At 59.1% G+C, this 13,373-nt stretch carries 9 protein-coding genes; 8 read left to right on the forward strand and 1 reads right to left on the reverse strand.

Translation table 11 applies throughout. The features are described 5' to 3' along the window. The first annotated feature begins 3 nt into the window (after positions 1-3). The 3 genes from ABGM91_RS07330 to hypE are packed head-to-tail and all read left to right on the forward strand — an operon-like array spanning position 4 to position 2,390. Positions 4-246 carry a HypC/HybG/HupF family hydrogenase formation chaperone gene (locus tag ABGM91_RS07330; RefSeq protein WP_354830956.1) on the forward strand — a complete coding sequence of 81 codons (243 nt, stop codon included), beginning with the start codon at positions 4-6 and terminating at the stop codon, positions 244-246. A 38-nt stretch (positions 247-284) separates the two neighbouring features. Further along, positions 285-1,352, forward strand: coding sequence for a hydrogenase formation protein HypD (gene hypD / locus ABGM91_RS07335; RefSeq protein WP_354830958.1), 1,068 nt, complete (start codon positions 285-287; stop codon positions 1,350-1,352). Positions 1,353-1,355: 3 nt separating this feature from the next. Continuing rightward, the gene (hypE, locus tag ABGM91_RS07340; RefSeq protein ID WP_354830961.1) at positions 1,356-2,390 is read left to right on the forward strand and encodes a hydrogenase expression/formation protein HypE; all 1,035 of its coding nucleotides are present in this window, start codon (positions 1,356-1,358) and stop codon (positions 2,388-2,390) included. Between the two features lie 177 nt (positions 2,391-2,567). Here hypE and ABGM91_RS07345 read toward each other — a convergent pair whose 3' ends face one another. Beyond that, positions 2,568-3,683 carry a tetratricopeptide repeat protein gene (locus tag ABGM91_RS07345; protein ID WP_354830963.1) on the reverse strand — a complete coding sequence of 372 codons (1,116 nt, stop codon included), beginning with the start codon at positions 3,681-3,683 and terminating at the stop codon, positions 2,568-2,570. A gap of 828 nt (positions 3,684-4,511) precedes the next feature. On the opposite strand from ABGM91_RS07345, the gene ABGM91_RS07350 reads away from it, so the two are divergent. The 5 genes from ABGM91_RS07350 to ABGM91_RS07370 all read left to right on the forward strand — a co-directional run bounded on the left by ABGM91_RS07350 (position 4,512) and on the right by ABGM91_RS07370 (position 13,315). Then, positions 4,512-6,479 (forward strand): glycosyltransferase, encoded by a 1,968-nt coding sequence (locus ABGM91_RS07350; RefSeq protein WP_354830966.1) that lies wholly within the window; start codon positions 4,512-4,514, stop codon positions 6,477-6,479. A gap of 305 nt (positions 6,480-6,784) precedes the next feature. Beyond that, positions 6,785-8,716 (forward strand): molecular chaperone DnaK, encoded by a 1,932-nt coding sequence (dnaK, locus tag ABGM91_RS07355; RefSeq protein ID WP_215429133.1) that lies wholly within the window; start codon positions 6,785-6,787, stop codon positions 8,714-8,716. Between the two features lie 87 nt (positions 8,717-8,803). Further along, the gene (gene groES / locus ABGM91_RS07360; RefSeq protein WP_067571201.1) at positions 8,804-9,094 is read left to right on the forward strand and encodes a co-chaperone GroES; all 291 of its coding nucleotides are present in this window, start codon (positions 8,804-8,806) and stop codon (positions 9,092-9,094) included. 42 nt (positions 9,095-9,136) lie between these two features. Beyond that, the gene (gene groL, locus ABGM91_RS07365; RefSeq protein ID WP_102714698.1) at positions 9,137-10,792 is read left to right on the forward strand and encodes a chaperonin GroEL; all 1,656 of its coding nucleotides are present in this window, start codon (positions 9,137-9,139) and stop codon (positions 10,790-10,792) included. Between the two features lie 291 nt (positions 10,793-11,083). Continuing rightward, a complete protein-coding gene (locus tag ABGM91_RS07370; RefSeq protein ID WP_354830970.1) occupies positions 11,084-13,315 on the forward strand; it encodes an inorganic phosphate transporter in 2,232 nt (743 codons plus the stop codon). The last annotated feature ends 58 nt before the right edge of the window (positions 13,316-13,373 follow it).

Consider the following 13,373-nt stretch of genomic DNA (forward strand, 5'->3'; position numbering starts at 1 on the left):
GATATGTGTCTGGCTGTTCCCGGAAAGATTGTGAGCGTTAATGAAACGGACCCCCTGTTCAGGCTGGGCGTGGTGGACTTCGGCGGCGTGACCCGTGAGGTGAACCTGGCGTGTGTGCCGGAGGCCGCCCTGGGAGATTACGTCATCGTGCATGTGGGCATGGCCCTGAGCGTGCTGGATGAGGAGACCGCGCTGCAAACCCGGAGGGAAATGCGGGAGATTGTGGAGAATACCGATCCCGTGTAAGGGAGCGTCCTTTGCCGGATTAAACGTTTCAATGGTTTATGCAGGAGGAAGTTCAGCGGTTGCTTGAAGAGCTGCGCCATGCCGTGACGCGCCCGTGGGCGGTGATGGAGGTGTGCGGCGGCCAGACGCACGCCATCGCGTCCCTGGGGCTGGAGGAGCTTCTTCCTCCGGAATTGCGCCTGATTCACGGTCCCGGCTGCCCGGTTTGCGTTACCGCCGTGGATCTGATTGACCAGGCCGTGGAGCTGAGCCTGAGGCCCGGCGTGGCCTTGTGCAGTTACGGGGATATGATGAGGGTGCCGGGTTCCGGCGGTGACCTGTTTTCCGCCAAGGCGCGGGGAGGGGATGTGCGGCTGATGTATTCTCCGCTGGAGGCCGTAGCCCTGGCCGGGAGCCATCCTGGGCTGGAAGTGGTGTTTTTCGCCGTTGGGTTTGAGACCACGGCTCCGGCTACAGCCCTGGCCATGCAGCAGGCCCGCGCGCTGGGGTATGCCAATTTTTCCGTGCTCTGCGCCCATGTGCAGGTTCCTCCGGCGCTGGAATGGCTGATGGACCAGGATGAGGGGAGGCCGGACGCCTTTCTGGCTCCCGGCCATGTCTGCGCCATTACGGGGGAGGGGGATTATGGCCGTCTGGCCGCCCGTTACCGGGTGCCGATGGCGGTGACGGGGTTTGAAGCGCCGGATTTGCTCCGCGGCATCCTGATGTGCGTCCGCCAGCTGGAGGCCGGGGAGTGTGCCGTGCAGAATGCCTATGCGCGCTATGTAAAGCCGGAGGGGAACAAGACGGCGCGGAAAAGGATGGAGGAAGTTTTTGAACCGGAAGACCGCCACTGGCGCGGTCTGGGGCTGATTCCCTCCGGCGGTATGAAGGTGCGCCGGGCGTGGGAGGGGATGGACGCCGCCTTGCGTTTCCGGTGCCGGAGAGGCGTCCATGGCGCGGATGAAGCTTCCGGCTGCCTGGCCGGCCAGGTGTTGCGGGGGCTTATCCGTCCGGAGGAATGCCCCTTTTTCGGCGCCTCCTGCACACCGCTGGCTCCGCTGGGCGCGCCCATGGTGTCCGGGGAAGGGGCCTGCGCGGCCTATTACCGTTATAAAAGAAGTTGACCCATGTTTGAATGTCCTGTTCCTGAACCTGTTTCCGACCGTATCCAGATGGCCCACGGCGGCGGCGGGCGGCTGATGAATGACCTGATCCGCTCCGTGTTCCTGGAGGCCTTTGGCTCCCCGGCGGGGGGCGTGCAGAATGACGCCGCCGTGCTGGATTTTCCGCCGGGGCGGCTGGCGATGACGACGGACAGCTTTGTGGTGGAGCCTCTGGAGTTTCCGGGGGGAACGATCGGTTCCCTGGCCGTACACGGCACGGTGAATGATCTCTCCATGAGCGGGGCGGACCCCCTGTACCTGACGGCAGGCTTTATTCTGGAAGAGGGCCTTCCGTTAGAGGTGCTGGCCTGCGTGGTGCAGGACATGGCCGCGGCGGCGCGCGCGGCCGGCGTCCGCATTGTGACGGGGGATACGAAGGTGGTGGAACGCGGCAGGGGCGACGGCATTTACATTAATACGGCCGGAGTGGGCGTGGTCCGCCATGGGCTGGAGATCAGCCCTTCTTCCGTGCGCCCGGGAGATTCCGTCCTCCTGAGCGGGGACCTGGGCAGGCATGGCATGACGATTATGAGCCTGCGGGCGGGATTGTCCTTCGGGGATGGCCTGGCGAGCGATTCCGCCGCGCTGCATGAATCCGTGGCGGCTCTCGTCCGGGCGGGGATTCCCGTGCATTGCCTGCGTGACGTAACCCGTGGCGGCCTGACCGCCACCCTTTCAGAAATTGCGGAGTCCTCCGGCCTGACGGTGCGGCTGAATGAAACGTCCATTCCTGTGCGGGAGGATGTTCGCGCGGCCTGCGGCCTGCTGGGGCTGGATCCCCTCCAGGTGGCCTGTGAAGGCCGTTATCTGGCTATTCTGCCCCGGGAATATGAGGAAGAGGCCCTGCGCCTGATGCGCGGCTGCGCCGTCTCCGCCGGGACATGTTCCATAGGGCGTGTGGAAGAATTTAGAACGGCCCCTCTCCTGATGACGGGGCGTCTGGGCGTGGAGCGGGTGCTGGGCATGCCTTCCGGGATGCAGCTTCCGCGCATCTGCTGATGCTGCCGGCGCTTCCGCTGCGCGGCTGAATACGTTCCGGCTTTTTGGCAGGGAAGCGGTTTGGGGCCGCTTCCCTGCCGGTCTGGCATTTCATAGGGAATGCCGGAGCGGCTGCATATGCTTCCGGGGAAGCGGCAGCCGGCTTGGTTTGGGGGGAGCTGGTTGTTGGGAGACTGGTCAGGAAGGTTCGGCGGTTCCGCCTTCCGGAAGCGTTTTTAACGCCGCTTTTGCCTGGGAGTGGTCCTGGGAGGCCGCTTTTTCCAGCCATTCCCTGGCGGTAGACAGGTTTTTTTCCACGCCGAAGCCGTGCTGGTAAATGATGCCCAGATTATATTGCTCGGAGGCGTAGCCGGCTCTGGCGGCGCGAAGGTTCCTGCCGTGCCATTCCTTGGCCTCCGCCTCGCTGAAATCCTGTTTTTTGCAGAATTGCTCCCATGTTTTTCCGATTTTCATGGCAGCGCGGGCAAAACCCATCAGAGCCGCTTTTCTGGTATATTCATCTGCCAGGCTGGGATTCTTTTCCACGCCGGCCGGGCCCAGGCGGTACAGGTGGGCCAGCCCCCAGTAGCCGTTGGGGCTGCCCAGGTCTGCGGCCTTTTGGAAAAGCTGGAGGGCGTCCGGATATTTTTTGTGGGACATGGCGAACACCGCGTTGGCAAGGAAGCGTTCCGCCTTCGTGAACTCGTAGAATTCGGGCATGGCGGCCCACTCGGATTTGAGCTTGTCCCTGTCTTTCTTGGACTTGGCAGGCATTCCGGCAGGCGGGGATATCCGGAAAACGGGCATGTAGCCGGTGGCTCCCGTATTGGCCAGTCCGGCCATCAGGAAGCAGCCGGGCTGGATGCGCCACATGTGCATGTACAGCACGCGGTCCGTGGGCAGTGAATCCTTTTCTATCCAGTCCGGCAGGTTCATGGGCGGCCCGTAAAGGCCCGTCAGGCCGTTCAGCATGCGCTTGTACAGGGATTTCAGGCGCGTATCGTACTCATCTTTGCCTGCTTTGGTGTTGGAATAAAAGGAAACGGCCCTCAGCCCTCCGTCCTTGTTATATTCAAAATGAAGGGAAAAGAAGAGGCCGCCGATGGGCTTTTTCGTCTTGTACGCGCCGTTCAGCCCGGTGCGGCTCAGGTAGGCCTCCGTTCCAGGTCCTTCCAGGGATTTGCAGGATTTCAGGGAGTTTAAAAGCTGGGATTCCTGCAATCCTGTTTCCAGAGGGCCGTACAGCGGTGACGCAGTACAACAGGCGGATGCATAAAGCATGGCCGCATAGCGGTAGCAATCTATCAATTTCATGGGGTAGGGGGTGGGGTCAGTTGTTTCAATAGCGAATTAGGAATCCGGATGAAATAGCCAACAGCGCCAAAATAAGATGAACAATCATTATATTCAAGAATTTATGCATCGTACTAACAAATATATTCAATCAAGGCTCCAATACGGGGAAATACTGGATGTAATTGGAGAAAAGAACTCGATATGAAAAACTAGTATTGACGCCGGATTCCTAATCCGGGTTGTTTAAATCAGTTTGAGAAACAGTAGATAAGGGAGAGGACGCCATGAAGGAGGGTTCCGTTTGGGATTTCCGGGTAGGAGAATTTTTGGAATTATTCGTCCTGTTTTATGATATTAACACATGGGAATCATTCTTGTTTTTATTAAAAATCTTCCTGAATATGCCTTCACTTCCGTTTCACGCGTTCCGTATGAGCTCATATTGGCGGATTATAAATCCGGCTCACATGGAGAAGTGAATAATGATAGATATATATTATTCAATATAAATTATTAGTAAAAATTTCAGAAGCCGGAGGTATTGGAGGGAGCGATCATTTTTTCATCTTCAAATACGATGAAAATCATTTTTTCTCAAAAAATTTGGTTGACTGCGGATTTATAATGCGCGGGTGGATAAAGATGATTTTGGAAAGGCTGATATTCAATGAATCATCAGGTTTTTGCAGAGGCGCACAGTGTTGAAAGCAGGGATTCATGTAAAGGCAATGGAGATGCGGCCGTTTCTCCGGTTCCGGCCCTGGCGCAGGAGAAGGGCGTTCCGTGACGGTTTCGTTTCCTTCCGCGTCTTGTTTGAAGGCGCCTTCCGGTTCATGGTTCCGGCGCATGAGAATTGACGTGGCAACGGATACGTATGAGCCTGATGTGAATGGAGTGGCCATGACTCTGGGGCGTCTGGTCCGGGAACTCAGGGCGCGGGGGCACCTGGTGCATGTGCTGCGGGCGTCGGAGCGGGACGGGGCTTCCAATCCCGGGGAGACGGCCATGCCGTCCCTCTCCCTTCCCATGTACCATGAAGTGAAGATAGGGCTGCCTTCCGCAGACAGGTTCCGCGCCAGATGGATGAAGAAGAGGCCGGATGTGGTTTACGTAGCCACGGAAAGCCCCATGGGGGCGTCCGCCGTCAAGGCCGCCCGCGCTCTGGAGATTCCCGTGGTGATGGGATTCCACACCAACTTCCACCAGTACATGAAGGATTACCATTTCTCCGGGCTGGAAAACGCCGCCGTGAATTACCTGCGCAAGCTGCACAACCAGGCGGGGATGACGGTAGTGCCCACGGAAGAGATGCGCCGTACGCTGGAAGGGCTGGGGTTTGAACGCCTCTCCGTGATGGGGCGCGGGGTGGATGCCGCCTTGTTTGATCCTGCCCGGCGGGATGCCTCTCTCCGTCAATCCTGGGGCGTGTGGAGGGATGAAGTGGTGTTTGGCGTGGTGGGGCGCCTGGCACGGGAAAAGAACCTGGTGGCGGTACTGGGCCTGTATACGCGCCTGCAGCGGGAATTTCCGGACTGCGGCATGAAAATGGTGGTAGTGGGGGACGGCCCCATGATGAGCAGCCTCCGCAGTGAATTTCCCGACGCCGTTTTTTGCGGAATGCGCAGTGGGGAAGACCTGGCGCGCCATTACGCCGGGATGGATGTGCTGCTGTTCCCGAGCGAGACGGAGACTTTCGGGAACGTCCTGCTGGAAGGCATGGCCAGCGGACTGGCTACGGTCAGCTACCGGTACGCCGCTTCCGCGGACGTGGTGCTGGACGGCATCAACGGCCTTCAGGCGGAGAAGGGGAACGCGGAGGGGTTTTATTCCTGCATGCGCCGCCTGCTTACGGACAGGGAACTGGGCGGCAGGCTCGGGGCGCAGGCCCGCAAGACTGTGAGCGCCAGGGCATGGGATGCCATCCATGACAGGTTTGAAGAACTGCTGGCCTCCGTGGCGCGGGAGGAAAACGGAACGGGTTATGCCCGCCCCCCGCGGGACGCCGTTCTGGAATGCCGCACGGTTTTTCTGTCAGACCTCCATCTGGGGACGAAAGACTGCAAGGCGGACGAATGCCGGAGGTTCCTGAAGCATGTGCGGGCGGAGAAAATAGTTCTGGTGGGGGATGTGGTGGATGCCTGGGCGCTGTCCCGCGGCAGCCGCTGGCGCAGGCGGCATACGCGCCTGATCCGTACCCTGCTGAAAAAAATGGAGCAGGAGAATGTGGAAGTGCTGTACCTGCGCGGGAACCATGACGATATTCTGGAAAAATTCCTTCCCTTTCATCTGGGCGGGTTGAAGATGGGTAAGGAATATGTGCACCGGGCGGCGGACGGCAGGCGTTACCTGTGCGTGCACGGGGACGGGTTTGACTCCATTTCCACCAATCACCGGTGGCTGGCGGTGCTCGGCTCCCTGGGATACGATGTCCTGCTGATGGTCAACCGCTTTTATAACAGGTACCGCGCGTGGCGGGGCAGGGAATATTATTCCGTTTCCCGGGCCATCAAGGGGAGGGTGAAATCCGCCGTCAATTTCATCGGAAAATATGAGGAGCAGCTTCAGGGCCTGGCCGTCAGGAGGCAGTGTGACGGCATCATCGCCGGGCACGTGCACCATCCGGCGGATACCATGGTGGGAGAAGTGCGCTACCTGAATTGCGGGGACTGGGTGGAAACCATGAGCGCAGTGGTGGAATACGCGGATGGCCGCATGGAAACGGTGCTGTACAAGGATTTCATGAAACGCCTGGCTTACGGCGCATGCGGCACCGGAACGCAGCCGGAGTCTTCCTCCTGCGGGGAGGCTTCGTGAAGGGTCTGTTGGTATCTGGTCCGGGCGGTGGATGGGACAAAATGACCGCGTGTGACATTTTGTCTCTTTTTGGTGTGACAAGATGTCTCATTATTCGTGCCGTTTAAAAAAGGGAATATGTGAATGAATATGCTTTAATATATTGATAGATGATTGCTTATGATATATTTTAGTCGGTCCCGTTATGGGCTGGCACGCCATTTGCAACAAGGAAGGCAAGAACATGAGTTCGCCTGCATGACACATCAGGTCATGGGTAAACCAAATCTCAACGAAAACCATTCAAAACAATCTAAGATAACAATATGGCTAAAATATTAGGAATCGACTTGGGCACGACCAACTCGTGCATGGCTGTAATGGAAGGCGGTCAGGGTACCGTACTTGAAAACAGCGAAGGTGCGCGCACCACTCCCTCCATTGTTGCCTTCACCAAGAGCGGTGAACGCCTCGTGGGGCAGGCCGCCAAACGTCAGGCGGTGACCAACCCGAAAAACACCGTGTTTTCCTCCAAGCGCCTCATTGGCCGCAAGTACAGCGAGCTGACGGAAGAAGACAAGAAGGTGCCTTATGAAATCGTGGAAGCTCCCAACGGGGATGCCTATATCCGCGTGGATGTGGGCGGTGAAAAGAAGACCTTTTCCCCGCAGGAAATCGCTTCCATGGTCCTTGCCAAGCTGAAGGCTGATGCGGAATCCAAGCTGGGTGAAACGATCTCGGAAGCCGTCATTACCGTTCCGGCCTATTTCAATGACGCCCAGCGCAACGCGACCAAGGCCGCCGGTGAAATCGCCGGCCTGAAGGTGCGCCGCATCATCAATGAACCGACGGCGGCTGCCCTGGCCTATGGCCTGGACAAGAAGTCCAATGAAAACATAGCCGTATACGACCTTGGCGGCGGCACCTTTGATATTTCCGTGCTGGAAATCGGTGACGGCGTGTTTGAAGTGAAAGCCTCCGACGGCGATACCCACCTGGGCGGCGACGACTGGGACAACGCGATCATCACCTGGATCATGGAGGAATTCAAGAAGGACTCCGGCATGGACCTCTCCAACCAGCCTGACGCCATCCAGCGCATCAAGGAAGAAGCTGAAAAGGCCAAGATTGCCCTTTCCTCCACCCAGAGCTATGACATCAGCCTGCCGTTCATCACGGCGGACTCCTCCGGCCCCAAGCACATTCAGCTTACGCTGAGCCGTTCCAAGCTGGAACAGCTCACGGGCGACCTGCTGGACCGCACCCGCAAGCCCGTCCTGGACTGCATTGCCGCTTCCGGCCTGAAAACCGGCGACATTGACGAACTGGTGCTGGTGGGCGGCATGACCCGCATGCCCGCCGTTCAGGAAGAGGCCCATACGCTGGCCGGCAAGGAACCCCACAAGGGCGTGAACCCGGATGAAGTGGTAGCCATAGGCGCCGCCATTCAGGGGGGCGTGCTCCAGGGGGACGTGAACGACGTACTTCTGCTGGACGTGACTCCGCTGACCCTGTCCATTGAAACGATGGGCGGCATCGCCACGCCGATGATCGAGCGCAACACGACCATCCCGGTGCGCAAGAGCCAAGTGTTCTCCACCGCGGCTGACAACCAGCCTGCCGTGGACATCCGCGTGTGCCAGGGGGAACGCAAGATGTTTGACGACAACAAGCTTCTGGGCAACTTCAAGCTGGACGGCATCTCCCCGGCGCGCCGCGGCGAACCGCAGATTGAAGTGACCTTTGACATTGACGCCAACGGCATCCTGCACGTCTCCGCCAAGGACAAGGGCACCGGCAAGGAACAGAAGATCTCCATCCAGGGTTCCAGCGGCCTTTCCAAGGATGAAATCGAACGTGCCAAGCGTGATGCGGAAGCCCATGCGGAAGAAGACAAGAAGCGCGCCGAGGAAATTGACACCGTCAACCAGGCGGACACCCTCTGCTTCTCCGTGGAACGCCAGCTCAAGGACATGGGAGACAAGATTCCCGCCGACCTCAAGCGTGAAATTGAAGACAAGGTGATGCACCTGAAGGAAGCCATCTCCAAGAAGGAATACACGGCCATCAAGGCAGGCAAGGAAGACCTTGAATCCCGCCTGGAAGCCCTGTACAAGGCAGCGGAAGCCGCCCAGCAGCAATCCGCCGGCGCAGCCGGTCCCATGCCGGGCGCCGCTCCTGAGGAAGAACCTTCCGACGGCCCCCGCAAGGCCAAAGGCCGCGTGGTGGACGCCGAAATCGTCGACGACGAGAAATAACCCCTTCCCGGAGGAGGGGAAGCAATTCCCCTCCTCCGGAACATTACATCCATATATTCATCTATAACAACACAAAAACAACATACTATGGCAAACATCAAACCCCTAGGACAACGTGTGCTGGTCAAGCGCATTGAAGCTGAAACCAAGACGGCCGGCGGCCTGTTCCTGCCGGATACCGCCAAGGAAAAACCCCAGGAAGCCGAAGTAATCTCCGTAGGCACCGGCGGCCGGGACGACAAGGGCGCCTTGATTGAATTTACCGTGAAGCCGGGCGACCGCGTTCTCATTTCCAAATACGGCGGTACGGAAATCAAGCTGGACGGAGAAGACTACCTCATCCTGTCTGAAAACGACATTCTGGCCATCATTGGCTAACTTGCACAACACTCACTCAACACCATTTTTAAATAACCTGATATTATGGCTAAACAAATCCAATTTGACGAAACCGCCCGCCAGGCCCTCCTCCGCGGCGTGGAACAGATTGCCAAGGCTGTCAAGAGCACGCTGGGCCCTGCCGGCCGCAACGTGGTGATCGACAAGAAATTCGGTTCCCCCCTCATCACCAAGGACGGCGTAACCGTCGCCAAGGAAATCGAACTGGAAGACCCGTTTGAAAACATGGGCGCCCAGCTTGTCCGTGAAGTCTCCTCCAAGACCAACGACGTGGCCGGGGACGGCACCACCACCGCCACCGTGCTGGCTGAAAGCATTTACCGCGAAGGCCTGCGCAACGTCACCGCCGGGGCCAACCCCATCTCCCTGCAGAGGGGCATCATGAAGGCCGCGGACGCCGTGGTTGCGGAACTCAAGAAGATCAGCAAGCCCGTTGACTCCAGCAAGGAAGTGGCCCAGGTTGCCACCGTTTCCGCCAACTGGGACGCGGAAATCGGCCACATCATCGCGGAAGCCATGGACAAGGTCGGCAAGGACGGCACCATCACCGTGGAAGAAGCCAAGGGCATTGAAACCACGCTGGACGTGGTGGAAGGCATGCAGTTTGACAAGGGCTACCTGTCCCCCTACTTCGTGACCAACGCGGAAACGATGGAAGCGGTGCTGGAAAACCCCTACATCCTGATTCACGAAAAGAAGATCAACAACCTGAAGGACTTCCTTCCGCTGCTTGAAAAAGTGGCCAAGACGGGCCGTCCCTTCCTGGTCATTGCGGAAGACATTGAAGGCGAAGCCCTCGCCACCCTGGTGGTCAACCGCCTGCGCGGCGTGCTGAACATCTGCGCGGTGAAGGCCCCCGGCTTCGGCGACCGGCGCAAGGCCATGATGGAAGACATCGCCATCCTCACCGGCGGCAAGTGCATCACGGAAGACCTGGGCATCAAGCTGGAAAACGTGGGCATTGAAGACCTCGGCCAGGCCAAGCGCGTGGTTGTCTCCAAGGATGAAACCGTCATCGTGGAAGGCGCCGGCAAGTCTGCCGACATTGAAGCCCGCATTTCCCAGATCCGCCACCAGATCAAGGACACCACGTCCGACTACGACCGTGAAAAGCTCCAGGAACGCCTGGCGAAGCTGGCCGGCGGCGTGGCCGTCATCCATGTGGGTGCCGCTACGGAAACGGAAATGAAGGAAAAGAAGGCCCGTGTGGACGACGCCCTGCACGCCACCCGCGCTGCGGTGGAAGAAGGCATTGTTCCCGGCGGCGGTGTGGCCCTCATCCGCGCCCAGAAGTCCATTGACACCCTCAAGCTGGAAGGCGACGAAGAAACCGGCGCCCAGATCGTCTACCGTGCGGTGGAAGCCCCGCTCCGCCAGCTGGCCAGCAATGCCGGGCGTGAAGGCGCCCTCATCGTTGCCAAGGTAAAAGGCATGAAGAAGGCGGCGGACGGCTACAACGTAGCCACGGACAAGTATGAAGACCTGCTTACCGCCGGTGTGGTGGACCCCACCAAGGTGACCCGTTCCGCCCTGCAGAACGCGGCCTCCATCGCCGGCCTGCTGCTCACCACGGAATGCGTCATTGCCGACAAGCCCGAGAAGAAGGGCTGCGGATGCGGCTCCGGCGCTCCCGACATGGGCGGCATGGGAGGAATGGGCGGCATGGGCATGATGTAAGCCCCGTCCGTTTCTGCGAGACACAGCAATCGACTTCAAGGCTCCCCGGTTTTCCGGGGAGCCTTTTTGTTTGGAGGGGTTTCAGGAAGATGGCCCTGACTGCCGGAGAATCTGCGGAAAATCAGGCTCCGGAGTTGGCCTGCAAGAAACGGAAGGGTTTGCGGGCATCATGCGTAGTAATGTGATATTTTGTTCAACATCATATTGTTGCGTTAATGTGACGGAATAGTCACGTTTTAAAACGGGCGTGCGGAAGCGGCCTCCTGTAATAGAGGGCCGTTTATTACGCATATGGACCCACTCTATTACTTCATCATAGGACTGATTCTGGTACTCTCCTGCTTTGACCTCGTGGTAGGGGTCTCCAATGACGCGGCCAACTTCCTGAACTCCGCCGTCGGCTCCAAGGCCGCTCCGCGCAGGACAATCCTGCTGGTAGCGGCGCTGGGCATCATCATCGGTTCCCTGTTCTCCAGCGGCATGATGGAAATTGCCCGGAGCGGCGTGTTCATGCCGGCCCAGTTCACCTTTCATGACATCATGCTGATCTTCCTGGCGGTAATGCTGACGGACGTGATTCTGCTGGACGTCTTCAACACCTTCGGCCTGCCCACCTCCACCACGGTTTCCATCGTCTTTGAACTCCTGGGGGGCGCCGTGGCGGTGGCCCTGTTTAAAATCTGGTCCGGAGAGCCGGGGGCGGCGCAGGAACTGTCCAGCTACATCAACTCCTCCAAGGCGCTGGCCATCATCTCCGGCATCTTTTCCTCCGTCTTCGTCGCCTTCATCTGCGGGATAACGGTCATGTGGATATCCCGCCTCATCTTCTCCTTCAACTACAGGAAATCCTTCAAATACCTGGGGGCCGCCTGGTGCGGCGCGGCCCTGACGGCCATCACGTACTTCGCCATCTTCAAGGGGCTGAAAGGCAGTACGCTGGTCACCAAGGACATGGTCCGGCACCTGGACGCCCACATCTGGCTGTACGTGTGCTACAGCCTGGTATTCTGGACCGTCCTGATGGCCGTGCTCCAGAACCTCTGCAAAGTGAACATCCTAAAAATAGCCGTTCTGGCGGGCACCATGGCGCTGGCCCTTTCCTTTGCCGGGAATGACCTGGTCAACTTCATCGGCGTCTTCATGGCAGGGCAGTCCTCCATGGAGATAGCCTCCGCCGCCGCGGCGCAGGGCGCGGACCTCTCCACGCTGACCATGGGCGGCCTGATGGCCCCCGTCACGGCGGACTGGCGCTACCTGCTGGGCGCGGGCGTGATCATGGTGCTCGCCCTCATCTTCTCCAAAAAGGCGCGGACCGTGACGGACACGGAGGTCAATCTGGCGAGGCAGGGCGGGGGCGTGGAACGGTTCGGCTCCGTTCCCCCGGCCCGCATGGCCGTGCGTTATGCGCTGCATGCCTCCCGCGCGGTGGAAAAAATCATGCCCGCCTGCGTGGGAAGATTCATTGAAAAACGCTTCCGGCCCGTGGCGGAAGGGCCGGATGACGGGGCCTCCTTTGACCTGATCCGCGCCTCCGTGAATCTGACGGTGGCGGCGCTGCTCATCTCCCTGGCTACCTCCCTGCGGCTCCCCCTCTCCACTACGTATGTGACGTTCATGGTGGCGATGGGTTCCTCCCTGGCGGACAAGGCCTGGGGGCGTGACAGCGCGGTGTACCGCATTACGGGGGTGATTACGGTAATCTCCGGATGGTTCTTCACGGCCTTTGCCGCATTCACCATGTGCTGCATCGTGGCGGCGTGCATTGTATACGGCGGCCTCTTCGGCATCATTGCCATGTGCGGGCTGGCGGCCTTCCTGCTGCTGAAAAGCGCCAGGCTTCACAAAAAGAGAACCCAGGCCGCGGCTTTGGCACAGGGCGCCAATTACCGGGATCCCGCCGCTGCCGCCCGCTACAATGAAGAAATCATTGAGCTGATGAAGCGCATGGCGGAAATCTATGAAATGAACCTGGAAGCCCTGAACGTGGAGGACCGTAAGCGGCTGAAAAAGCTCCGGAAGGAGGCTCGCGGCATCCGCCGCTCCCTGGGCGAGAGGATGGCAATGGAAGTCATGCCCGTGGTGCGGGAACTCCCGGATGAGGAGGCGGACCGCGGAAAGCGCTACGTGCAGATGGTGGAATACGCCACCTCCGTCTTTGAATCCCTCTCCAACATTACTACGGCCAGCTACGCCTACATTGACAACAACCATGAAGGCCTGGACCTGGGCAGGATAGAACACCTGCGGGGAATGAACAACCGCGTTTCCTCCCTGTACCCGCGCTTCCGGGACATGATGGAAAGCAATGACTACGCCGGGCTGGACGAATGCCTGGCCGGCATGGACGCCCTGGATGAGGAATTCGCGGAGGCGGTCAAGCAGCAGATCATCCTGCGGGCGGAAGACGTGTCCGACATGCGGCGGGCTCTTCTTTACCTCAACCTGCTTAATGAAACCCGCACGATGATCCGCAAGGTGCTTCTGCTGGCGAAAATTCAGCGGAAATTCGTGCTTGGCTGGTAAACGCCTGTGTTTGGAGACCCCGCCGGAAGCGTGCATGCTCCCGGCGGGGCGGAAAAGC

The sequence above is a fragment of the Akkermansia muciniphila genome, assembly GCF_040616545.1.
Classification (GTDB): Bacteria; Verrucomicrobiota; Verrucomicrobiia; order Verrucomicrobiales; family Akkermansiaceae; genus Akkermansia; species Akkermansia muciniphila_E.

Bases quoted from the DNA above. Each gene is read 5' to 3' on its own strand.
- hypD (WP_354830958.1), top strand. From the start codon at position 285: ATGCAGGAGGAAGTTCAGCGGTTGCTTGAAGAGCTGCGCCATGCCGTG.
- ABGM91_RS07345 (WP_354830963.1), bottom strand. From the start codon at position 3,683: ATGAAATTGATAGATTGCTACCGCTATGCGGCCATGCTTTATGCATCC.
- hypE (WP_354830961.1), top strand. From the start codon at position 1,356: ATGTTTGAATGTCCTGTTCCTGAACCTGTTTCCGACCGTATCCAGATG.
- ABGM91_RS07350 (WP_354830966.1), top strand. From the start codon at position 4,512: ATGAGAATTGACGTGGCAACGGATACGTATGAGCCTGATGTGAATGGA.
- ABGM91_RS07370 (WP_354830970.1), top strand. From the start codon at position 11,084: ATGGACCCACTCTATTACTTCATCATAGGACTGATTCTGGTACTCTCC.
- dnaK (WP_215429133.1), top strand. From the start codon at position 6,785: ATGGCTAAAATATTAGGAATCGACTTGGGCACGACCAACTCGTGCATG.
- groES (WP_067571201.1), top strand. From the start codon at position 8,804: ATGGCAAACATCAAACCCCTAGGACAACGTGTGCTGGTCAAGCGCATT.
- ABGM91_RS07330 (WP_354830956.1), top strand. From the start codon at position 4: ATGTGTCTGGCTGTTCCCGGAAAGATTGTGAGCGTTAATGAAACGGAC.